The organism is Amycolatopsis orientalis DSM 43388 (assembly GCF_000411975.1).
Lineage (GTDB): Bacteria > Actinomycetota > Actinomycetes > Mycobacteriales > Pseudonocardiaceae > Amycolatopsis > Amycolatopsis orientalis_D.
In genome coordinates, this window is sequence record NZ_ASXG01000077.1 from 120,990 (window position 1) to 142,639 (window position 21,650).

Consider the following 21,650-nt stretch of genomic DNA (forward strand, 5'->3'; position numbering starts at 1 on the left):
AGACAGGGGAACATTCTCGTGGCACGTGAAGTGCTGACCGACCTCAACAAGGTCCGCAACATCGGCATCATGGCGCACATCGACGCCGGTAAGACCACCACCACCGAGCGGATCCTGTTCTACACCGGGATCAACTACAAGCTCGGCGAAGTCCACGACGGCGCCGCCACGATGGACTGGATGGAGGAGGAGCAGAAGCGGGGCATCACCATCACCTCGGCTGCGACCACCACCTTCTGGAACGACTACCAGATCAACCTGATCGACACCCCCGGGCACGTCGACTTCACCGTCGAGGTGGAGCGCAACCTGCGGGTGCTCGACGGCGCGGTCGCCGTCTTCGACGGCAAGGAAGGCGTCGAGCCGCAGTCCGAGCAGGTCTGGCGGCAGGCGGACAAGTACGACGTCCCGCGCATCTGCTTCGTCAACAAGATGGACAAGCTGGGTGCGGACTTCTACTACACCCTGAAGACCATCGAGGACCGTCTCGGCGTCCGGCCGCTGGCCATCCAGCTGCCGATCGGCGCGGAGAACGACTTCGAGGGCGTCATCGACCTGGTCCGGATGAAGGCCCTGGTCTGGCGCGGCGAGGTCAAGAAGGGCGAGGACTACGCCGTCGAGGACATCCCGGCCGAGCTGGCCGACCGCGCGGCCGAGTACCGCGAGAAGCTGATCGAGACCGTCGCCGAGACCGACGACGCGCTCATGGAGAAGTTCCTCGAGGGCGAGGAGCTGACCCAGGACGAGATCAAGAACGGCATCCGCAAGCTCGTCGTCACCCGCGAGGCGTTCCCGGTCCTGGCCGGCTCCGCGTTCAAGAACAAGGGCGTGCAGCCGATGCTGGACGCGGTCATCGACTACCTGCCGTCCCCGCTGGACGTGCCGCCGGTCGAGGGCCTGCTGCCGGACGGCGAGACCCCGGTCACCCGCCACGCGACGACCGAGGAGCCGTTCTCCGCGCTCGCGTTCAAGATCGCCGCGCACCCGTTCTTCGGGAAGCTGACCTACATCCGGGTCTACTCGGGCAAGGTCGCCGCCGGCGCCCAGGTCGTCAACGCGACCAAGGAGCGCAAGGAGCGCATCGGGAAGATCTTCCAGATGCACTCCAACAAGGAGAACCCGGTCGACGAGGCCCTGGCCGGCCACATCTACGCGGTCATCGGCCTGAAGGACACCACGACCGGTGACACCCTGGCGGACGCGCAGAACCCGGTCGTCCTCGAGTCGATGACCTTCCCGGACCCGGTCATCAAGGTGGCCATCGAGCCGAAGACGAAGGCCGACCAGGAGAAGCTCTCCCTGGCGATCCAGAAGCTCGCCGAGGAGGACCCCACGTTCCAGGTCAACCTGGACGAGGAGACCGGTCAGACGATCATCGCCGGCATGGGCGAGCTCCACCTCGAGGTGCTCGTCAACCGGATGAAGTCCGACTACAAGGTCGAGGCGAACATCGGCAAGCCGCAGGTCGCCTACCGCGAGACCATCAAGAAGACCGTGGACAAGCTCGAATACGTCCACAAGAAGCAGACCGGTGGTTCCGGCCAGTTCGCGAAGGTCATCGTGAAGCTGGAGCCGCTCGAGCGCACCGACGGTGCTCTCTACGAGTTCGACAACAAGGTGACCGGTGGCCGCGTGCCGCGGGAGTACATCCCGTCGGTCGACGCGGGCGCCCAGGACGCCATGCAGTACGGCGTGCTGGCCGGCTACCCGCTCGTCGGGTTGAAGTTCACCTTGTTGGATGGCGCGTACCACGAGGTCGACTCTTCTGAAATGGCGTTCAAGATCGCCGGTTCCATGGCGATGAAGGAAGCCGCGAAGAAGGCCGGCCCGGTCATCCTCGAGCCGATGATGGCCGTCGAGGTCACGACTCCCGAGGACTACATGGGTGACGTGATCGGCGACCTCAACTCCCGCCGTGGCCAGATCCAGGCCATGGAGGAGCGCGCCGGTACCCGTGTCGTCAAGGCACTGGTCCCGCTGTCGGAGATGTTCGGCTACGTCGGCGACCTGCGGTCTCGTACCCAGGGCCGGGCGAACTACTCCATGGTGTTCGACTCCTACGCCGAGGTTCCCGCGAACGTCGCGAAGGAAATCATCGCGAAGGCGACGGGGGAGTAATCCCCTCCGCTCGCGGGCTTAAGGAACACTCCTGACCGTCCGCAGCACGACGAAGAACGAATCGGGGGCCGGCAGCCACGTCGGCCCCCGGGCACAAAGCGAAATCCAGTCCAGGAGGACATTCCAGTGGCGAAGGCGAAGTTCGAGCGGAGCAAGCCGCACGTCAACATCGGCACCATCGGTCACGTCGACCACGGCAAGACCACGCTGACCGCGGCGATCACCAAGGTTCTGCACGACGCGTACCCGGAGCTGAACGAGGCCCGTGCGTTCGACCAGATCGACAACGCGCCGGAAGAGAAGCAGCGCGGTATCACGATCAACATCTCGCACGTCGAGTACCAGACCGAGAAGCGGCACTACGCGCACGTGGACGCCCCCGGTCACGCTGACTACATCAAGAACATGATCACCGGTGCCGCGCAGATGGACGGCGCGATCCTGGTGGTCGCGGCGACCGACGGCCCGATGCCGCAGACCCGCGAGCACGTGCTGCTGGCCCGCCAGGTCGGCGTGCCCTACATCGTCGTGGCGCTGAACAAGGCCGACATGGTCGACGACGAGGAAATCCTCGAGCTCGTCGAGCTGGAGGTCCGCGAGCTGCTGTCCTCGCAGGAGTTCCCGGGCGACGACGCGCCGGTCGTGCGCGTGTCCGGCCTCAAGGCCCTCGAGGGCGACCAGAAGTGGGCCGACGCCGTGCTCGAGCTGATGCACGCCGTCGACGACAACGTGCCGGACCCGGTGCGTGAGCTCGACAAGCCGTTCCTGATGCCGATCGAGGACGTCTTCACCATCACCGGTCGCGGCACCGTCGTGACCGGTCGCGTGGAGCGCGGCCAGGTCAACGTGAACGAAGAGGTCGAGATCGTGGGTATCCGCGAGAAGTCGACCAAGACCACCGTCACCGGTGTCGAGATGTTCCGCAAGCTGCTCGACTCGGGCCAGGCGGGCGACAACGTCGGCCTCCTGCTCCGCGGCATCAAGCGCGAGGACGTCGAGCGCGGCCAGGTCGTCGTGAAGCCGGGCACCACCACCCCGCACACCGAGTTCGAGGGCCGGGTCTACATCCTGTCCAAGGACGAGGGCGGCCGGCACACCCCGTTCTTCAACAACTACCGCCCGCAGTTCTACTTCCGCACCACGGACGTGACCGGCGTCGTGACCCTCCCCGAGGGCACCGAGATGGTCATGCCGGGCGACAACACGGACATCAGCGTCGTGCTGATCCAGCCGGTCGCCATGGACGAGGGTCTGCGCTTCGCCATCCGCGAGGGTGGCCGGACCGTCGGCGCGGGCCAGGTTACCAAGATCATCAAGTGACGTCGGCGCCCTGAACTCGGGCCAATACACCCCCGAGTTCAGGGCGTCAACTCACGTGTGCGACACTATTCAGGTTGCTCGTCCTGGGGCGGCCGAATCCTTACGGGTTCCGGCCGCCCTGGCACGAGTGGCCACGGTCCGTGGAGCTCTTCCTTCGGGTGAGGCTAGCGGGCAAAGGCCAGTAGGGACGACCTTCGGGTGGGCCCGCGGCCTCCTCACGTAGAGGAAGACCAGGCAAGACGACGATCCTTAGGGATCCGTCTGTGCGGCGGGCGCGACACGCCCGACCGCGTGGACCGGGGACAGGGCCGTTGAACTGCTGAAACCCGGGTTCCGGCCCAGGTTGACGAGACAAAGCGGCACGAGACGACAAGGAACGCAGCCACCATGGCGGGACAGAAGATCCGCATCCGGCTCAAGGCCTACGACCACGAGGCGATCGACACCTCGGCGCGCAAGATCGTGGAAACGGTCACGCGCACCGGCGCCCGTGTTGTCGGGCCGGTGCCGCTGCCTACCGAGAAGAACGTTTACTGCGTCATCCGCTCGCCGCACAAGTACAAGGACTCGCGCGAGCACTTCGAGATGCGCACGCACAAGCGTCTGATCGACATCCTCGACCCGACGCCGAAGACGGTGGACGCGCTCATGCGCATCGACCTTCCGGCGAGCGTCGACGTCAACATCCAGTAAGCGTTGGGCGAGCGGCGGAGATAAGAACTCATGTCTGACAGGCAAATGAAGGGCATCCTGGGCACCAAGCTCGGCATGACCCAGGTCTTCGACGAACAGAACCGGGTCGTCCCGGTCACTGTCGTCAAGGCCGGTCCGAACGTGGTGACCCAGGTCCGGACCACCGAGAAGGACGGCTACGCGGCCGTGCAGCTGGCGTTCGGCGCGGTCGACCCGCGCAAGGTGAACAAGCCGCGCACCGGCCACTTCGAGAAGGCGGGCGTGACGCCGCGCCGGCACCTCGCCGAGCTGCGCACCACCGACGCCGAGACCTACGAGGTCGGCCAGGAGATCACCGCCGAGGTGTTCGAGGCCGGCACCACGGTCGACGTGACCGGGACCAGCAAGGGCAAGGGCTACGCCGGTGTCATGAAGCGCCACGGCTTCAAGGGCCAGGGCGCGAGCCACGGTGCGCAGGCCGTGCACCGCAAGCCGGGTTCCATCGGCGGCTGCGCCACGCCGGGCCGCGTGTTCAAGGGCCTGCGGATGGCGGGCCGGATGGGTAGCGACCGGGTCACCACGCAGGGCCTGACCGTGCACGCGGTGCGTGCCGAGGACGGCCTGCTGCTGATCAAGGGCGCGGTGCCCGGTCCCAAGGGCGGCCTGCTGTTCGTGCGCAGCGCCGCGAAGGGTGGTAACTGACGATGACGAGCGTCGAGCTGAAGACCCCGGCCGGTAAAGCCGACGGCACCGTCGAGCTCCCCGGGGAGATCTTCGACGTGCAGGCCAACGTCGCGCTGATGCACCAGGTCGTGGTGGCCCAGCTGGCCGCCGCGCGCCAGGGCACGCACGACACGAAGACCCGCGGTGAGGTCTCCGGTGGCGGCAAGAAGCCGTACCGGCAGAAGGGCACCGGTCGCGCCCGCCAGGGTTCGACCCGCGCGCCCCAGTTCGCCGGCGGTGGCGTCGTGCACGGCCCCACGCCGCGCGACTACACCCAGCGGACCCCGAAGAAGATGAAGGCCGCCGCCCTGCGTGGCGCCCTCTCCGACCGGGCCCGCGCCGGACAGCTGCACGTCGTGACGGAACTGGTCACCGGCGAGAAGCCGTCGACCAAGTCCGCCAAGGCGGCGATCGCCGCCGCGACCCAGGCCAAGCGCGTTCTCGTGGTCCTGCACCGCGACGAGGAGCTCGCCTGGGTGTCCGCGCGGAACCTGCCGTACGTGCACCTGATCTGGGCTGACCAGCTCAACACCTACGACGTCCTGGTCAACGACGACGTCGTGTTCACCAAGGCCGCCTACGACGCGTTCGTGGCAGGTCCCGTCCGCGGGAAGGTCGTCAAGGCCCTCGCGCGTTCGAGCGAGGTTTCGGAAGGGAGTGACGAGAAGTGAGCTCGGTCGCCATCCCGGACCCCCGCGACATCCTGCTCGCGCCGGTGATCTCCGAGAAGTCCTACGGGCTGCTCGAGGACCACAAGTACACGTTCATCGTCCGTCCGGACGCCAACAAGACCCAGATCAAGATCGCGGTCGAGAAGGTGTTCGGCGTGAAGGTCGTCAGCGTCAACACGGCCAACCGCCAGGGCAAGCGGAAGCGGACTCGTACCGGCTTCGGCAAGCGCAAGGACACCAAGCGCGCCATCGTGACTCTTTCGCCGGAAAGCAAGGCGATCGAGATCTTCGGCGGACCCACCGCGTAAAGGACTGAGCTGAGTATGGGCATCCGCAAGTACAAGCCGACGACCCCGGGTCGTCGCGGTTCGAGCGTCTCGGACTTCGCCGAGATCACCCGGTCCACGCCGGAGAAGTCGCTGCTGCGTCCGCTGAGCAAGACCGGCGGCCGCAACGCTTCGGGCAAGATCACCACCCGGCACAAGGGCGGTGGCCACAAGCGCGCCTACCGCGTGATCGACTTCCGTCGCCACGACAAGGACGGCGTGCCGGCCAAGGTCGCGCACATCGAGTACGACCCCAACCGCACCGCGCGCATCGCGCTGCTGCACTACGCCGACGGCGAGAAGCGCTACATCATCGCGCCGGACAAGCTGAAGCAGGGCGACACGGTCGAGAACGGCCCCCGCGCCGACATCAAGCCGGGCAACAACCTGCCGCTGCGCAACATCCCGGTCGGCACCGTGGTCCACGCCATCGAGCTCCGCCCCGGCGGCGGCGCGAAGATGGCCCGGTCCGCCGGTGCCCGCGTGCAGCTCGTCGCCAAGGACGGTCCCTACGCCCAGCTGCGTCTCCCCTCGGGCGAGATCCGCAACGTGGACGTGCGCAACCGCGCGACCGTCGGCGAGGTCGGCAACTCGGAGCACTCGAACATCAACTGGGGCAAGGCGGGCCGCAACCGCTGGCGCGGCAAGCGCCCGACTGTCCGCGGTGTCGTGATGAACCCGGTCGACCACCCGCACGGCGGTGGTGAGGGCAAGACGTCCGGTGGTCGCCACCCGGTGAACCCGAACGGCAAGCCCGAGGGCCGCACGCGCAAGAGCAAGCCGTCCGACAAATTGATCGTCCGCCGCCGGCGCACCGGCAAGAAGCGCTGAGCAGGGAGGTAGAAGCACATGCCACGCAGCCTTAAGAAGGGCCCGTTCGTGGACGACCACCTGCTCAAGAAGGTGGACGCGCTGAACGAATCGGGCAAGAAGACCGTGATCAAGACTTGGTCGCGGCGCTCCACGATCATCCCGGACTTCCTCGGGCACACGATCGCGGTGCACGACGGCCGCAAGCACGTCCCGGTGTTCGTCACCGAGGCGATGGTGGGTCACAAGCTGGGCGAGTTCGCCCCGACGCGGACCTTCAAGGGCCACATCAAGGACGACCGCAAGTCGCGCCGCCGCTGAGCGGGCCAGAGAAAGTTAAGGGAAGCAGATGAACGCCCAGTCAAACGCCACGGCCGCAGCCGAAGAGCTGCCCTCGGCCGTCGCGCGGGCTCGTTTCGTCCGGGACTCGCCGATGAAGGTGCGCCGGGTGATCGAGCTCGTCAAGGGTCGTAGCGTCAGCGAGGCCTTGGCCGTCCTCCGGTTCGCGCCGCAGGCGGCCAGCACGCCGCTCGCGAAGGTCATCGCCAGCGCGGCGGCCAACGCCGAGAACAACCTCCAGCTGGACCCGGAGACGCTCTGGATCAAGTCCGCGACCGCCGACGAGGGCCCGACCCTCAAGCGCATCCGTCCGCGTGCCCAGGGCCGTGCGTACCGGATCCGCAAGCGCACCAGCCACATCACCGTGGTGGTCGAGTCGCGGCCTGCGGAGAAGAAGAGCAACAAGAAGGCAGGTGGCCGGTAGTGGGCCAGAAGATCAACCCGCACGGCTTCCGCCTGGGTATCACCACTGACTGGAAGTCGCGCTGGTACGCCGACAAGCAGTACGCGGAGTACGTGGCCGAGGACGTCAAGATCCGCAAGCTGCTCTCCACCGGCATGGAGCGCGCCGGCATCTCCAAGGTCGAGATCGAGCGCACCCGTGACCGCGTCCGCGTCGACATCCACACCGCCCGGCCGGGCATCGTCATCGGCCGCCGCGGCGCGGAGGCCGACCGGATCCGCGGCGCGCTGGAGAAGCTGACCAAGAAGCAGGTCCAGCTGAACATCCTCGAGGTGAAGAACCCCGAGGCCGACGCGCAGCTGGTCGCCCAGGGTGTCGCGGAGCAGCTGAGCAACCGCGTGGCGTTCCGCCGCGCGATGCGCAAGGCGATCCAGACCTCCATGCGCTCGCCGCAGGTCAAGGGCATTCGCGTGCAGTGCGGCGGTCGTCTCGGCGGTGCCGAGATGTCCCGTTCCGAGCACTACCGCGACGGCCGGGTTCCGCTGCACACGCTGCGCGCGGACATCGACTACGGCTTCTTCGAGGCCAAGACGACGTTCGGCCGCATCGGCGTGAAGGTGTGGATCTACAAGGGCGAGCTGGTCGGCGGACTGAAGGCGCGCGCCGAGCGCGACGCCGCCGCGTCGGCAGCGGACCGCGCGCCGCGCCGCGACCGCGGCGACCGGCCGTCCCGGCCGCGCCGTTCCGGCTCGTCGGGCACGACCCCGACCTCGACCGAGGCCGGACGCGCCGCTGCCGCCGCGAAGAGCGACAACGCGACCGAAGCGGCTCCCGCCGCTGAGACCGCAGAAAAGACGGAGGGCTGAGACGTGCTCATCCCGCGCAGGGTCAAGCACCGCAAGCAGCACTCCCCGAAGCGCCACGGCGCCGCCAAGGGCGGTACCAAGGTCAACTTCGGCGAGTACGGCATCCAGGCGCTTGAGCACAGCTACGTGACGAACCGGCAGATCGAGTCCGCTCGTATCGCCATGACCCGTCACATCAAGCGTGGCGGCAAGGTGTGGACGACGATCTACCCGGACCGCCCGCTGACCAAGAAGCCGGCGGAAACCCGCATGGGTTCCGGTAAGGGTTCGCCCGAGTGGTGGATCGCCAACGTGAAGCCGGGCCGCGTGATGTTCGAGATCAGCTTCCCGAACGAGGAGACCGCCCGCGAGGCGCTCCGCCGCGCGATCCACAAGCTGCCCATGAAGTGCCGCATCGTGACCCGGGAAGGTGAGTTCTGATGGCTAACGGAGCCGCACAGGCATCCGAGCTGCGTGAGCTCACCGCCGAAGAGCTCGTGCTGCGTCTGAAGGAATACAAGGAGGAGCTCTTCAACCTCCGCTTCCAGATGGCGACCGGGCAGCTGGACAACAACCGTCGGCTGCGCACCGTCCGCACGGACATCGCGCGGATCTACACGGTCATGCGCGAGCGCGAGCTCGGGCTTTCCGTGGCTCCCGACGCCGAAAGTGAAGGTGCCGCATGAGCGAGGCAGCCACCGAGAAGACCGTCCGGAACTACCGCAAGGTCCGCGAGGGTTACGTCGTCTCGGACAAGATGGACAAGACGATCGTGGTCGAGCTCGAAGACCGCAAGAAGCACCCGCGCTACTCGAAGGTCGTCCGCACCACCTCCAAGGTGAAGGTGCACGACGAGAACAACGAGGCGGGCGTGGGCGACCGGGTCACCCTGATGGAGACCCGGCCGCTGTCGGCGACCAAGCGCTGGCGTCTGGTGCAGGTCGTGGAGAAGGCCAAGTAAGCAGGGCTCCTCGGAGTCCTTGGTTCCGCAAGGCTCGCCGGAAGGCGAGAACCAGCGCGACATACAGGAGTTGACGTGATCCAGCAGGAGTCGCGGCTTCGGGTTGCCGACAACACCGGGGCGAAGGAAATCCTTTGCATCCGCGTGCTCGGCGGCTCCGGGCGGCGCTACGCCGGCATCGGCGACATCATCGTCGCCACCGTGAAGGACGCCATCCCGGCCGCCGGGGTGAAGAAGGGCGATGTCGTCAAGGCTGTCATCGTCCGCACGGTGAAGGAGCGTCGTCGTCCGGACGGTTCCTACATCCGGTTCGACGAGAACGCCGCCGTGCTCATCAAGAACGACAACGAGCCCCGGGGCACCCGCATCTTCGGCCCGGTGGGCCGCGAGCTGCGCGACCGAAAGTTCATGAAGATCATTTCGCTCGCGCCGGAGGTGCTGTGATGAAGGTGAAGAAGGGCGACACGGTCGTCGTTATCGCCGGCAAGGACAAGGGCGCCAAGGGCAAGGTCATCCAGGCCTACCCGGACCGCGAGCGCGTTCTGGTCGAGGGGGTCAACCGGATCAAGAAGCACACCCGGATCACCCAGACCCAGCGCGGCGCGCAGTCCGGCGGCATCGTGACCCAGGAAGCGCCCATCCACGTCTCGAACGTGATGGTCGTGGACTCGGACGGCAAGCCGACCCGGGTGGGCTACCGCATCGGCGAGGACGGCAAGAAGGTCCGGGTCTCGCGCCGGAACGGCAAGGACATCTGACATGACCACCGCAGAGAAGATCGTGCCGCGTCTGAAGACCCGGTACCGCGAAGAGATCAAGGGCGAGCTCCAGAAGGAGTTCTCCATCCCCAACGTGCACCAGATTCCCGGCGTCGTGAAGATTGTCGTGAACATGGGTGTCGGGGACGCCGCCCGGGACAGCAAGCTGATCGACGGCGCGGTCCGCGACCTCGCCCTGATCACCGGGCAGAAGCCGGAGATCCGCAAGGCCCGCAAGTCCATCGCGCAGTTCAAGCTGCGCGAGGGCCAGCCGATCGGCGCGCGGGTCACCCTGCGCGGCGACCGGATGTGGGAATTCCTCGACCGGCTGCTGACCATCGCGCTGCCCCGTATCCGCGACTTCCGCGGGCTTTCGGCCAAGCAGTTCGACGGCAACGGCAACTACACGTTCGGTCTCAACGAGCAGTCGATGTTCCACGAGATCAACCCGGACGACATCGACCGCCCCCGTGGCATGGACGTCACCGTCGTCACCACCGCCACCACCGACGACGAGGGCCGGGCGCTGCTGCGCAAGCTCGGTTTCCCGTTCAAGGAGAACTGAGATGGCCAAGAAAGCGCTGATCAGCAAGGCCTCGAAGAAGCCGAAGTTCGCGGTGCGCGCCTACACCCGTTGCAACCGGTGCGGGCGTCCGCACTCGGTCTACCGCAAGTTCGGCCTGTGCCGGATCTGCCTCCGGGAAATGGCGCACGCAGGTGAACTGCCCGGCGTTCACAAGTCCAGCTGGTAAGGCTCGAAACTCTATTCCCAGTTCGCCACAGGCCCCGCCGACCCGGCCGGACACCGTTCCGGCCGGGCGAGGCGGGGAACCAGGCGAGAAAGGTTGACAGGTCACCATGACGATGACCGACCCGATCGCAGACTTCTTGACCCGTCTGCGCAACGCGAACTCGGCTTACCACGACGAGGTCGTGCTTCCGCACTCGAAGATCAAGGCGAACATCGCCGAGATCCTCAAGCGCGAGGGCTACATCGCGAGCTACCGCGACGAGCCGGGCGAGAAGCACAAGAACCTGGTCGTCGAGCTGAAGTACGGCCCCAACCGCGAGCGGAGCATCGCCGGCCTTCGCCGCGTCTCCAAGCCGGGTCTGCGGGTCTACGCAAAATCGACCGAACTGCCGTCCGTGCTCGGCGGCCTCGGCGTCGCGATCATCTCGACGTCCGCGGGTCTGCAGACCGACCGGCAGGCCAAGCGCAACAACGTGGGCGGCGAAGTCCTCGCCTACGTCTGGTAAGGAAGGGGGCACAGACATGTCACGCATCGGAAAGCTGCCGGTCTCCGTCCCCTCCGGGGTCGAGGTGACCATCGACGGCCAGAACGTCAAGGTCAAGGGGCCGAAGGGCACCTTGGAGCACACTGTCGCCGAGCCGATCACCGTCGAGCGCGGCGAGGACGGCGCGCTGCTGGTGAAGCGCCCGGACGACGAGCGCACCAGCCGCGCCCTGCACGGCCTCACCCGCACGTTGGTGAACAACCTCGTGGTGGGCGTGACCGAGGGCTACGAGAAGAAGCTGGAAATCCACGGCGTCGGTTACCGCGTGCAGGCCAAGGGCTCGGACCTCGAGTTCGCGCTCGGCTACAGCCACCCGGTCAAGATCGAGGCTCCGGAAGGCATCACCTTCAAGGTCGAGTCGCCCACCCGGTTCTCGGTGTCCGGCATCGACAAGCAGAAGGTCGGCCAGACCGCCGCGGTCATCCGCAAGCTGCGCCGCCCGGACCCGTACAAGGGCAAGGGCCTGCGCTACGAGGGTGAGAAGATCCGCCGCAAGGTCGGAAAGACGGGTAAGTGATGAGCGACACGACTACCACGAAGCGCAAGCCGGTCGGCAAGGACATCTCGACCCGCCGCCGCGTCGCCAAGGCCCGTCGGCACTTCCGCCTCCGCAAGAAGATCAGCGGCACGCCGGTGCGTCCGCGCATGGTCGTCAAGCGGTCCTCGCGGCACATCACCGTGCAGGTGATCGACGACCTCGCCGGTCACACGCTGGCGTCGGCGTCCACCCTCGAGGCGGACCTGCGGTCCTTCGAGGGCGACAAGAAGGCCAAGGCGGCCAAGGTCGGCGAACTGGTCGCTTCGCGCGCCAAGGACGCCGGCATCGAAGCCGTGGTGTTCGACCGTGGCGGCAACGCCTACCACGGCCGCATCGCCGCGCTCGCCGACGCCGCCCGCGAGGCGGGGTTGAAGTTCTGATGCACATGCTCGTGAATGGAAGGAAAGCCTGATGCCGGGACGTACACGGCAATTCGGCGGCGGCCAGGGCGGACCGGGTCAGGGCGGCAACGACCGCGGTGACCGTCGGGACCGTCGCGACCGGCGCGACGGCGGCCGTGGCGGGGCGGCCCAGGACAAGACCCCGCACCTTGAGAAGGTCGTGACGATCAACCGCGTCGCCAAGGTCGTCAAGGGCGGTCGTCGCTTCAGCTTCACCGCTCTGGTGGTCGTCGGCGACGGCGACGGCCAGGTCGGCGTCGGCTACGGCAAGGCCAAGGAAGTTCCCGCGGCCATCGCCAAGGGCGTCGAGGAAGCGAAGAAGAACTTCTTCCGCGTTCCGCGCGTCGCCGGCACCATTCCGCACCCGATCCAGGGTGAGGAAGCCGCCGGCGTCGTGCTGCTCCGTCCCGCCTCCGCTGGTACCGGCGTCATCGCCGGTGGCCCGGTGCGCGCGGTGCTGGAGTGCGCGGGCGTCCACGACGTGCTGTCGAAGTCGCTCGGCTCCGACAACGCCATCAACATCGTGCACGCGACCGTGGCGGCCCTGAAGGGTCTGCAGCGTCCGGAGGAGGTGGCCGCTCGCCGCGGTCTGCCGCTCGAGGACGTCGCGCCGGCCCGGATGCTGCGCCAGCGTGCCGGCCAGGGGGTCTGACATGGCTCAGCTCAAGGTCACTCAGGTCAAGAGCAAGATCGGCACGAAGCACGCTCACCGCGAGTCGCTGCGCACCCTCGGGCTGCGCAAGATCCGCCAGAGCGTCGTGCGTGAGGACACCCCCCAGGTGCGCGGCCTGATCCACACCGTCCGCCACCTGGTGGAGGTCGAGGAGGTCCAGGCATGACCGCCATCAAGATCCACCACCTTCGTCCGGCTCCTGGCGCCAAGCGCGACAAGATCCGCGTCGGCCGTGGTGAGGGCTCGAAGGGCAAGACGGCGGGCCGCGGCACGAAGGGCACCAAGGCCCGGAAGAACGTGCCCGCCGGTTTCGAGGGTGGGCAGATGCCCATCCACATGCGGCTGCCGAAGCTGCGTGGGTTCAAGAACCGGTTCCGCACCGAGTACCAGCCGGTGAACGTGGGCGACATCGCCCGGGTGTTCGCCGACGGCGGCAAGGTCGGTCCGGAGGAGCTGGCTCAGCACGGTCTCGTGCGCAAGGGCAAGCTCGTCAAGGTGCTCGGCAACGGGGACCTGAACGGGGTCAAGCTCGAGCTGACCGCGCACGCGTTCTCCGGCTCTGCCAAGGAGAAGATCGAGGCTGCTGGTGGTTCGGCCACCGTCAGCTGATCTGATGCGTTGAAGCGGGCCCGTCCGGTTTTTCCGGGCGGGCCCGTTTTCTGTTTCGGCTCGTCGCCCTGGCGGGCGACATTGCTGTGGTGAGTGGCGTGGGGCACCCCGAAGCCCGATTGTGCTGACGGTTCGGGGGTGCTTGTCAAGGCGGGAAAGATGCCTTGACAAGCACCCCCGAACCGCAGGGAGGCTTCGTATCGGGGTGCAGGGCGGGGGCTGGGTGCCTCGATGCTTGGGTGGGTTGGTGCGGTTTTGGGCCGGTTTCGGGATATTCAAAGCCTCAGGATCGGGAAGGGATATGCTGAGGTAAGGCGTGGAATTGATGATTTCGAAATTGTCTGGCGGGGTCACCTGTTTGGTGTGGTGCAGTTTTCTTAGGTGATCGAATGGGTGTGCTCTGGCCGCTTTCTGGACGGTTCCGGCAAGTGCTGGGTCCCGCGCTTTGAGTGACGGTGGTCGTCGTATCGCGATCTGCGACGGGATGACGGCCGCCGCGGCGAAAGGCTTCGCCTGCTGGGGTGCGGGCAGTGACGTAGGGCGGTAGCTCGGGGGCGGTGGGTGTGCGCGGTGTCCGAAACGCTGTCGTTGCTGGCACCGGTGTGGTGGGGATGCTTGCGGGTGACCTTCGCCGCGAGCGGGCGCGGTGACGGTGCTGCTCCACCGGGCCCGGCCCAGCCACCGCCGGGGTGAGCTGCTGAATCCCGCCTCGGTAACTCACCGCACGCGAAAGCTTGCGAAAGTTCACCCGGTAAGGTGACGGCGTTGTCCAACGCCAGGGGAGCAGGGTATGACGGCCGTCCACGCCGAGCTCGACGCGACAGTGCCGGAAGTCGATCGCCCGAAGCGCAACATTCCGGCGGTGGTCGTGTCGCTCGGGCTGCTCGTCGTGTTCCTCGTCGGTGCGTGGGCGGCCTGGTTCTTCACTGTCGACGACGCGTACATCAGCTACCGCTACTCGGCGAATCTCGCGGCCGGGAACGGTCCGGTGTGGAATCTGCAGGGCCCGCCGGTCGAGGGGTTCACGAACTTCGCCTGGGTCGTGTGGGGCGCGCTGGGTTCGGTGCTCGGCGTCGCGCTGCCGTTGTTCACGAAGCTGACCTCGCTGGTGCTCGGGCTCGCCACCTTGGCGATGCTCCTGCGCGAAGGGCACCGCCGGGCCGGGATGCTGGGGCTGCTTGTCGCGGCCGGCGCGTACGTCGTGTTTCTTCCGACCTATTTCCACCTCACCAGCGGCCTGGAAACCGCCGCGTTCGCCGCCGTGTTGCTGCGGGTCGTCGTGTTGGGGCTGCGCGTGCTCGACGGAACGCGGGTGCGTGCGTGGGAGCCGCCGGTTCTGCTGGTGCTGCTCGGCATGATCCGCCCGGAGGGCGCACTGGCCGCGCTGCCGGTCGTGCTGTGGTGGCTGGTCCGCCAGCGCGGCCGGGCGCAGTGGCTGTGGACGGCGGCCGCGGCGCTGGCAGGCGCGGGCTATTTCGTCTGGCGCTGGCAGTTCTACGGCCAACTGCTGCCGAACACCTTCTACGTGAAGTTCGGCAACCTCTCGCTCGGCTGGCTCTGGACGAAGCACACGACGCTCGTCCTACTGCCGTTGCTGCTGCTCACCTTCTCGCTGCTGTTTCGCCGGGCCACGCGCGCGGTTGGCGTGCTACTGGTGGTGACTGTCGGGGTCACGTACGTGACGTACGCGGTCTCCGGCCCGACCATGGACTACCTGGATCGCTTCGCGGACCACGCCGTGCCAGTGCTGTGCTTGGGCGCCGCGCTGGCCGTCGGGGCAATGGGCAGCCGCGTCGCCGGCTCGGTTCTGGGCGCGGTCGCCGTCGGCTGGTCGGCGTGGGCGGGTGCGACGGCTCCGGACCTGGGCGCGATCGCGAACTACGGACCAGACCTCCAGCGGGCGCACGTCGCGATCGGCAAAGGCCTCGCGAAGGCGGAAGTCCCGGTCGCGAGGCGCACACTCGCAGTGACCGACGCGGGTGCCATCCCATACTTCAGCGGTTGGGAATCGATCGACTACATCGGCCTGAACGACCGCGCGATCGCGCACGGAGCCGACCCGACCGACGTGGTCGCGAAGGCCCACCCGACGGTGGTCGTGGTCACTTCCGTCGATCCGGTGCCGACGGCTGGGCGATACGGCTTCGACCTGGCTCGCGGCACCGCCGGGTACGTGCGGGTCGACTCCGTGCTGCTGCGCGAGGGTTACTGGCAGGTGGTGTACGTGTTGCCGCAGTACGCGGAGACGGTCGGCACGCACGTCCAGGAGGCGGTCGCCCAGGCCGCGCCCGCTAACGATCCGGGGCATCCGGAGGACACGGTCGAACGCTGGTTGAACCGGTTGCGGCGGCAGTTGCCGTTCTGAGCTGTTCCGGGCCGCTGAGCTGCCGAAGCAGCGTCAACGCTTCCGCCGAAGCCGACCCCTCCGGCGTCGTGCACACGATCAGCACCTGCTCCGGCGACCGGGCCACCGACAGCGTCTGCTGCGTTACCGTCACCCGGCCGACCACCGGATGCCGCAGCTCGTAGGCGTCGGCGTCGCAGGGGCTGACGCGGTGGTCCCGCCACAGTGAGACGAACTCCGGGCTTTTCATCGTCAGCTCGCCGATCAGCTCGGCCAGCAGCGGGTCGTCCGGATGCTTGCCGACGGTGATGCGCAGGTTGCCGACGACTGCGCGCGCCTTGCGTTTCCAATCCGCGTACAGCTCGCGGCAATGCGGGTCCAAGAACAGCATCCGGCTCAGGTTGGGGCGTTGGGCCAGGTCCAGGTGCCCGGCCAGCAGCGCGTGCCCGAGGGTGTTCCACGCCAGCACGTCCGTCCGGCGGCCCAGCACCAGCGCGGGTACGCCGTCGAGGGCGCGGAGGAGATCGCGCGTTTCGTCGGCCAGCTTTTCCGGGCGCGGGCGGCGCGGCTGGGGCGTGCGGCGGGACGCGTCGGCGAGGCGGTCGAGGTGGGCGCGCTCGTGGGTGTCCAGTTGCAGGGCGCGCGCGATCGCGTCGAGCACCTCGGCGGACGCGCCGCGGGAGAGGCCCTGCTCCAGCCGCGTGTAGTACGAGACGCTCACCCCGGCCAGCTGCGCCAGCTCTTCTCGGCGCAGGCCGGCGACGCGACGGCGCGGGCCCGCCTCCGGCAGGCCGACGTCGGAGGGACGCAGCCGAGCACGTCGTGCGTGCAGGAAATCTCCTAGCGGGCCCGCGGTCATGGAATCCACTATCCGCCGCGTGAAATAGCACTGCCACACCCTGCGCGGGGTAGGACAACGCGGGAGTGGTCCGGGCGCGCCTGGCCGCGCAGGCTCGGCCGTATGGACGAGATCATTCTGGGCGACGTCGCGGTCGCCCGCGTCAAGGAGTTCCGCGGTTCGGTCGAGATGAGCCCGGACGAGTTCTTCCCGGACAGCCCGGCGGGTTCGTGGGACGAGCACCGCGGCTGGCTGGCCCCTGATTTCTGGGATCCGGAGACCGGCGAATGCCAGTCGGCCGTCCAGTCGTGGCTGCTGCGCAGCGAGGGCCGCGTGATCCTGGTCGACACCGGCGTCGGCAACCACAAGGACCGGCCGTACGCCCCGGTATGGAATCGCCTCGACACCAGCTACCTCGACCACCTCGCCGCCGCTGGGATCTCGCCCGAGGACGTGGATGTCGTCATCAACACCCATTTGCATATCGACCACGTCGGCTGGAACACCCGCTTGGAGGGCCGCACCTGGGTGCCGACCTTCCCGAACGCCACGTACCTGATGCCGTTGCGGGACTTCGAATTCTGGGACCCGGCCAACGAAAACGAGACCGTGCTCGGCCGCGGGAACCAGAACGTCTTCGAGGACAGCGTCGCGCCGGTGCGGCGGGCGGGACAGGTCGAGCTCTGGGACGGGACGTACCGGATCGACCGGAACCTGCGCCTCGACCTCGCCCCCGGACATACCCCCGGCTCGTCGGTGCTGACCCTGGATTCCGGCGGCGACCGGGCGTTGTTCGTCGGCGATCTGGTGCACACGCCCCTGCAGATCGTGGAACCGGAGACCAATTCTTGTTTCTGCGAGGACCCGGCGGAGGCCAGGGCCACCCGGCGCGCATTGCTCGGCCGGGCGGCCGAGGACAACGCGCTCCTGCTCCCGGCGCACTTCCCCGGCTCCGGCGCGGCGGAGGTCGAACGGGACGGGGCGAAGTTCGCGATCAAGAAGTGGGCCGGGTTCTCCCGGATCTCCTGAAAGGTTTCCCATGCGTCAGAAGGAAAATCCAGTCGTCGAGACCGCCTCGGGCGCCGTCCGGGGCCGTGCGGACGAAGCCGGCGAACTGTACCGGGCCATTCCCTACGCGGCCGCCCCGGCCGGTCCCGGCCGGTTCGCTCCTCCCGCGCCGCATCCGGGCTGGTCCGGGGCGCGGGACGGGACCCAGCCGTCGCCGACGGCGCCACAGCCGGTCCGGGACTTCGGGCGGCTGGACCTGACCCCGTACTTCGGGCCGGGATGGGTGCCCGGCGACGAATACCTGACGGTCGACGTCCGCACTCCAGCCGCGGACTCGGGCAAGCGCCCGGTCATGGTGTTCGTGCACGGCGGCGGGTTCGTCACCGGGTCGACGCGCGCCGCGCTCTACGACGGCAGGGCCTTCGCCCGAGACGGCGTCGTCCTCGTGACGGTGAACTACCGCCTCGGCATTCCCGGCTTCCTCGCGCTGGAGGGCGCTCCGGACAATCGCGGGTTGCTCGACGTCCTGGCCGCACTCCGGTGGGTACGCGATTCGATCGCCGCGTTCGGGGGCGATCCGGCGAACGTGACGGTCTTCGGGCAGTCCGCGGGCGGCACGCTCACCGGTGCGCTGCTGGCGACGTCGGAGGCCAAGGGGTTGTTCCGCCGCGCGATCGTCCAAAGCGGAAGCGGAACGGGCGCGTTCACCCCGGAACAGGCGCGACGGGTCACGTCGGCGGCCGCGGCGGCCTTGGGCGTCGCTCCGACCGCGACGGCGTTCGCGGAGATCCCGGACGCGCGGCTCCTGGAGATCTTGCCCGCACTGGCCGGTCTTGACCTGGACACCAGCACCGCACCGGATCCGCTGGCCGGGCTCAGCCCGTTCAGCCTGGTGCTGCCCGCGCAACCGGCCGACCGCCTGGTGTGCGACGTCGACCTGCTGCTCGGCACGAACACCGAGGAGGGGCGGCTTTACCTGGTGCCGCAAGGAAAACCGGACGACACCGCGGACGAGCTGGGCGAGCGGCTGTTCGGCGCGGGCACCGCCCGGTTGGCACAGGCGCACGCGCAGATCGCCGGCGGCCGCACCTACCGCTATTCGTTCGGCTACCACTCGACCGCCCTCGACGGCCGGCTCGGCGCCGCGCACACCGTCGAGCTGCCGTTCGTGTTCGATCTCGCCGACGAGCCCTGGCTGCACGGCGACACCGGCCTGCTCGGCCCGGATCCCGCTCCGGCCGGTCTGGCGGCGGAGGTGCATGCGGCTTGGGTGGCGTTCGCGCGGAGCGGGAATCCGGGCTGGGCGGCGGGGAAGCCGCACAGTTTCGTCGGCTGAAACGGCTTTCCGCCGGACCGGGCGCGCTGCCGGTGAAGCTGGTCGGGTTGGCTCCTCCGCGGCTCGTCACGTCCCCGGACTGATCTCCAGCGGCGCGGCGGCCCTTCGGCCGAGCTGCTGCCGCCGGGTGACGGTGTGGTCGAGCTGTCGCGCCAGATGCGGCACGTTCGCCGAGGTCAGGTAGGTCTCCGCGCCGGCGTCGAGCAGCCGCCGGACCGGCCCGTGGTAGCTGATGCCGAGCTCCGCGTCCTCGACCTCGGCGAGGACGACCCGGGCCTTCGGGAACTTCGCCCGGAGATTCCCGATCAGCTGCGGGCTCACCGGCGGCACGAGCAGCACGTCGGCGGTGGCGGGGGCCGAATGCAGATCCAGCACGAGGTAGCCCGGGCCGAGTTCGGCCGAGAGCGCCCTTCGGGCCGAGGCGGACAGCTTCATCGCCGTGGCGACCACGGTGACGTCGGCGTCGTCCGTTCGCGGCGGCCCGGGCCGGGGACCAGCGCTGGAGATCGCCGCGACCGGGAGGCCGTCCCGGGTGAGGACTAGGTTTTCGCCCGGCCCGAGTGCGTCGACGAGGGCCACGACGTCGTCGGGAAGACGGCCGATGTCGACCTGCCGCGCCCGCTCGCCGGTCATGACGGGCCGGGTGGGCTCGGCAACTCTCTCGAGCGCGGCGGCGCGGCGGCCACCGGTGATCGTGTCGTCATGGAACTCGATCATCCCACAATCGCGGCGCCGTTGTCCGGTCCTTCACGGGAGCCAGGGTGATGGCGGTTTCTCGCCAGCGTTTCCCGCTCCGCGCTTTTTACGCTCGGCCGGTGCATTCAGACTTCCTTCGCGGCCCGATCATCTGGTTCGTCTCGCTTGCCGCCGCATTGGGCACCGCGGCTATCTACCCGTTGCAGCCTGCGATCGCCGAGGTATCCGGCGCTCTCGGCACTTCGCTCGGCGCGGTCGGCGTCGCGCTCGCGTGCGGGCCGGTCGGTTACCTCTGCGGACTCGCGCTGCTGGTGCCGCTCGTCGATCAGTTTCCGCCGCGCTGCGTCCTTTCCGTGCAGTTCGGCGCACTCGCGATCGCGTTGGGGCTGAACGCGATCGCCGGCCAGGTGTGGGTGCTCGGCCTGGTGGTCGGCGTGCTCGGGGCGTGCTCGTCGGTCGGGGCCGGGCTGAGTTCGGTGACCGCCCGGCTGGCCAGCCCGGACCGGCGGGCGACCGCGCTGGGAATCGTCACCGCTGGCATCTCGGCGGGCATCCTCGCGGGCCGCGTCGTCGGCGGCTGGCTGGCCGACCTGATCGGCTGGCGCGCGATGCTGGGCGTTTTCGCCGCCGGATGCGCTGCGGTCGCTGGCGCGGTGCTGCTTGTGCTTCCTCCGGTGGCCGGTGCGCACAATCGCGGCTACTTCGCCACGTTACGCTCGATTCCTGGGCTATACCTGAAGTATCCGGCGCTCCGGCTCGCGGCGGTCCGGGGCGCGCTCTGGTTCTTCGCGTTCTGCGCGGTGTGGTCTGGGATCGCGGTAGCGCTGTCGAAGCCGCCCTTTTCGTATTCCGCTGAGCGCATCGGGCTGTACGCTTTCGCTGGCATATTGGGCATTTTCGCCACCCGGATCGCGGGCGCGTGGACTGATCGCGTCGGTGCGCGCCGGGTCATCCTCTGCGGGTTGGGTCTTGCTGGCGTGGCGAGCGCGATGCTTGCGATTGCCTTGCCGAGCACCGTTTCGACCGTGCTCTGCTTGGCTTTGTTCGACGCGGGGCTTTTCGGTGCTCAAGTCGCGAACCAGAGCACGGTGCTGGCGATCGAGCCCAGCGCACCCGCGCGGTTCAACAGCGCGTACATGGTGGTGTATTTCGCTGGGGGAAGCCTCGGCACCGCGTTCGGTGCGACGGCGGCCGAGCAACTGGGCTGGCCGCTGACCGCATTGGGCACCACGGCGGCTATCGCTGGCGCGGCTGTCCTCACTCTGGCGTACCGGACTCGGGTGGGCGCGGTATCAGTTCCGGTGAAGTGAGGTCTCCCGAACCGGCGAGAAGAATCGCAGCCTGCACGGCTTCTTCGAGATGCGCGTCCACCGACTCGCCGTGCCGCAACGCATCTTCCGCTAGCTTTTCCAGCCCTCCGCACAGGATCACCGCTCGGGCCCGTGACAATGCGGCTCCGCCCGATTTCCGAAATTCGGTGCCAGCCGAGACGGTGCGTACGACGTTGACATACGCGTCGTGGTTCAAGCTTGCGGCGAGCGGGGTGTCCAGCAGCGGCACGTCGCGGAGGTAGCTCAGCATGACGGCCGGCCGGGCATCGACGACGCCGATCCACGCCGTGACGAGCTGGCGCAGTTGCGTCTGCCAGGGCGCGCTGCGGTCGACCGCGGCGGAGACCTGCGCGGCTCCGCTCTCCGCCGCTTCCTTGAGCAGGGCGAGCAGGCACGCTTCCTTGGATGCGAAATGCTCGTAGAAGCCGCGGCGAGACGTGTGTGCCCGGCCGACGAGGTCGCCGATGGTGATCTTCGGGAAGCGTTTTTCCGCGAGCAGCGACTCCAGCGCTCCGGTGAAGCGGCTCCGGTAGACGCCGGCGGATTCGGCGGCCGTTTCCGGCTCTGCAGCGCGAGGCACCGCGCGGGTCCTTCCTGTCCGCGGTTATCTCGCGATCCTACCAGTCCGGCGGAC

General features: G+C 68.2%; 30 protein-coding genes. 27 read left to right on the top strand and 3 right to left on the bottom strand.

All coding sequences use genetic code 11. The features are described from left to right. Window positions 1-18 precede the first annotated feature (18 nt). The 24 genes from fusA (at window position 19) to L942_RS14830 (ending at window position 15,828) form a co-directional block, all read left to right on the top strand. Entirely contained in the window at window positions 19-2,118 is a 2,100-nt protein-coding gene (fusA, locus tag L942_RS14715) for an elongation factor G (RefSeq protein WP_037360223.1), read from the top strand. Between the two features lie 126 nt (window positions 2,119-2,244). After that, complete coding sequence (tuf, locus tag L942_RS14720) at window positions 2,245-3,438, top strand: elongation factor Tu (protein WP_037360226.1); 1,194 nt, start codon at window positions 2,245-2,247, stop codon at window positions 3,436-3,438. A 387-nt stretch (window positions 3,439-3,825) separates the two neighbouring features. After that, window positions 3,826-4,131, top strand: coding sequence for a 30S ribosomal protein S10 (gene rpsJ / locus L942_RS14725; RefSeq protein ID WP_003102098.1), 306 nt, complete (start codon window positions 3,826-3,828; stop codon window positions 4,129-4,131). A 30-nt stretch (window positions 4,132-4,161) separates the two neighbouring features. Next, window positions 4,162-4,812: a 50S ribosomal protein L3 gene (rplC, locus tag L942_RS14730; protein ID WP_037360228.1), complete on the top strand. Its 651-nt coding sequence runs from the start codon at window positions 4,162-4,164 to the stop codon at window positions 4,810-4,812. Between the two features lie 2 nt (window positions 4,813-4,814). Further along, complete coding sequence (rplD, locus tag L942_RS14735; RefSeq protein WP_037360231.1) at window positions 4,815-5,504, top strand: 50S ribosomal protein L4; 690 nt, start codon at window positions 4,815-4,817, stop codon at window positions 5,502-5,504. Further along, window positions 5,501-5,812: a 50S ribosomal protein L23 gene (gene rplW, locus L942_RS14740; protein WP_009072304.1), complete on the top strand. Its 312-nt coding sequence runs from the start codon at window positions 5,501-5,503 to the stop codon at window positions 5,810-5,812. Before rplD ends, rplW begins: the two co-directional genes overlap by 4 nt. Window positions 5,813-5,827: 15 nt before the next feature. After that, on the top strand, window positions 5,828-6,661 hold the full coding sequence (gene rplB / locus L942_RS14745; RefSeq protein WP_037360233.1) for a 50S ribosomal protein L2: 834 nt from the start codon (window positions 5,828-5,830) through the stop codon (window positions 6,659-6,661). Between the two features lie 18 nt (window positions 6,662-6,679). Next, a complete protein-coding gene (gene rpsS / locus L942_RS14750; RefSeq protein WP_003102083.1) occupies window positions 6,680-6,961 on the top strand; it encodes a 30S ribosomal protein S19 in 282 nt (93 codons plus the stop codon). Between the two features lie 28 nt (window positions 6,962-6,989). Continuing rightward, window positions 6,990-7,403, top strand: coding sequence for a 50S ribosomal protein L22 (gene rplV, locus L942_RS14755; RefSeq protein WP_037360236.1), 414 nt, complete (start codon window positions 6,990-6,992; stop codon window positions 7,401-7,403). Next, window positions 7,403-8,248 carry a 30S ribosomal protein S3 gene (gene rpsC, locus L942_RS14760; RefSeq protein ID WP_037360238.1) on the top strand — a complete coding sequence of 282 codons (846 nt, stop codon included), beginning with the start codon at window positions 7,403-7,405 and terminating at the stop codon, window positions 8,246-8,248. Before rplV ends, rpsC begins: the two co-directional genes overlap by 1 nt. A 3-nt stretch (window positions 8,249-8,251) precedes the next feature. After that, window positions 8,252-8,668, top strand: a complete 417-nt coding sequence (gene rplP, locus L942_RS14765; RefSeq protein ID WP_009072313.1) for a 50S ribosomal protein L16 — start codon at window positions 8,252-8,254, stop codon at window positions 8,666-8,668. Continuing rightward, a complete protein-coding gene (rpmC, locus tag L942_RS14770; protein ID WP_009072314.1) occupies window positions 8,668-8,913 on the top strand; it encodes a 50S ribosomal protein L29 in 246 nt (81 codons plus the stop codon). The genes rplP and rpmC overlap by 1 nt, the downstream gene beginning before the upstream one ends. Beyond that, a complete protein-coding gene (rpsQ, locus tag L942_RS14775; protein ID WP_009072315.1) occupies window positions 8,910-9,188 on the top strand; it encodes a 30S ribosomal protein S17 in 279 nt (92 codons plus the stop codon). The genes rpmC and rpsQ overlap by 4 nt, the downstream gene beginning before the upstream one ends. A 75-nt stretch (window positions 9,189-9,263) precedes the next feature. Beyond that, complete coding sequence (gene rplN / locus L942_RS14780) at window positions 9,264-9,632, top strand: 50S ribosomal protein L14 (protein WP_004558867.1); 369 nt, start codon at window positions 9,264-9,266, stop codon at window positions 9,630-9,632. Then, a complete protein-coding gene (gene rplX / locus L942_RS14785) occupies window positions 9,632-9,946 on the top strand; it encodes a 50S ribosomal protein L24 (RefSeq protein WP_009072317.1) in 315 nt (104 codons plus the stop codon). Before rplN ends, rplX begins: the two co-directional genes overlap by 1 nt. 1 nt (window position 9,947) lies before the next feature. Beyond that, complete coding sequence (gene rplE / locus L942_RS14790; protein ID WP_009072319.1) at window positions 9,948-10,511, top strand: 50S ribosomal protein L5; 564 nt, start codon at window positions 9,948-9,950, stop codon at window positions 10,509-10,511. A 1-nt stretch (window position 10,512) separates the two neighbouring features. Continuing rightward, on the top strand, window positions 10,513-10,698 hold the full coding sequence (locus tag L942_RS14795; RefSeq protein WP_009072321.1) for a type Z 30S ribosomal protein S14: 186 nt from the start codon (window positions 10,513-10,515) through the stop codon (window positions 10,696-10,698). Between the two features lie 106 nt (window positions 10,699-10,804). After that, window positions 10,805-11,203: a 30S ribosomal protein S8 gene (gene rpsH, locus L942_RS14800; protein WP_009072322.1), complete on the top strand. Its 399-nt coding sequence runs from the start codon at window positions 10,805-10,807 to the stop codon at window positions 11,201-11,203. A 16-nt stretch (window positions 11,204-11,219) separates the two neighbouring features. After that, window positions 11,220-11,759 carry a 50S ribosomal protein L6 gene (rplF, locus tag L942_RS14805; RefSeq protein WP_009072324.1) on the top strand — a complete coding sequence of 180 codons (540 nt, stop codon included), beginning with the start codon at window positions 11,220-11,222 and terminating at the stop codon, window positions 11,757-11,759. Continuing rightward, on the top strand, window positions 11,759-12,160 hold the full coding sequence (gene rplR, locus L942_RS14810) for a 50S ribosomal protein L18 (RefSeq protein WP_037360242.1): 402 nt from the start codon (window positions 11,759-11,761) through the stop codon (window positions 12,158-12,160). Before rplF ends, rplR begins: the two co-directional genes overlap by 1 nt. Before the next feature lie 31 nt (window positions 12,161-12,191). After that, window positions 12,192-12,833, top strand: coding sequence for a 30S ribosomal protein S5 (gene rpsE / locus L942_RS14815; protein ID WP_009072328.1), 642 nt, complete (start codon window positions 12,192-12,194; stop codon window positions 12,831-12,833). Window position 12,834: 1 nt separating this feature from the next. Next, a complete protein-coding gene (gene rpmD, locus L942_RS14820; protein ID WP_004558875.1) occupies window positions 12,835-13,020 on the top strand; it encodes a 50S ribosomal protein L30 in 186 nt (61 codons plus the stop codon). Beyond that, on the top strand, window positions 13,017-13,463 hold the full coding sequence (rplO, locus tag L942_RS14825) for a 50S ribosomal protein L15 (protein WP_037360245.1): 447 nt from the start codon (window positions 13,017-13,019) through the stop codon (window positions 13,461-13,463). The genes rpmD and rplO overlap by 4 nt, the downstream gene beginning before the upstream one ends. 790 nt (window positions 13,464-14,253) lie before the next feature. Then, window positions 14,254-15,828, top strand: a complete 1,575-nt coding sequence (locus L942_RS14830; protein WP_235079133.1) for a hypothetical protein — start codon at window positions 14,254-14,256, stop codon at window positions 15,826-15,828. Here the strand turns inward: L942_RS14830 and L942_RS14835 are convergent. Further along, the gene (locus L942_RS14835; RefSeq protein ID WP_051165966.1) at window positions 15,755-16,666 is read right to left on the bottom strand and encodes a helix-turn-helix domain-containing protein; all 912 of its coding nucleotides are present in this window, start codon (window positions 16,664-16,666) and stop codon (window positions 15,755-15,757) included. The genes L942_RS14830 and L942_RS14835 overlap by 74 nt on opposite strands. A gap of 102 nt (window positions 16,667-16,768) precedes the next feature. Here L942_RS14835 and L942_RS14840 point away from each other — a divergent pair, with 102 nt between their 5' ends. Then, entirely contained in the window at window positions 16,769-17,674 is a 906-nt protein-coding gene (locus tag L942_RS14840; RefSeq protein ID WP_037360247.1) for an MBL fold metallo-hydrolase, read from the top strand. 10 nt (window positions 17,675-17,684) lie between these two features. Next, a complete protein-coding gene (locus L942_RS14845) occupies window positions 17,685-18,989 on the top strand; it encodes a carboxylesterase/lipase family protein (RefSeq protein ID WP_037360249.1) in 1,305 nt (434 codons plus the stop codon). Between the two features lie 66 nt (window positions 18,990-19,055). On the opposite strand, the gene L942_RS14850 is transcribed toward L942_RS14845, so the two are convergent. Further along, window positions 19,056-19,706, bottom strand: a complete 651-nt coding sequence (locus L942_RS14850; protein ID WP_326929339.1) for a hypothetical protein — start codon at window positions 19,704-19,706, stop codon at window positions 19,056-19,058. A 98-nt stretch (window positions 19,707-19,804) separates the two neighbouring features. Here L942_RS14850 and L942_RS14855 point away from each other — a divergent pair, with 98 nt between their 5' ends. Then, a complete protein-coding gene (locus tag L942_RS14855; RefSeq protein WP_051165984.1) occupies window positions 19,805-20,995 on the top strand; it encodes an MFS transporter in 1,191 nt (396 codons plus the stop codon). On the opposite strand, the gene L942_RS14860 is transcribed toward L942_RS14855, so the two are convergent. Then, window positions 20,943-21,596: a TetR/AcrR family transcriptional regulator gene (locus L942_RS14860; protein WP_051165967.1), complete on the bottom strand. Its 654-nt coding sequence runs from the start codon at window positions 21,594-21,596 to the stop codon at window positions 20,943-20,945. The two genes, L942_RS14855 and L942_RS14860, sit on opposite strands and share 53 nt — an antisense overlap. Window positions 21,597-21,650: the final 54 nt, after the last annotated feature.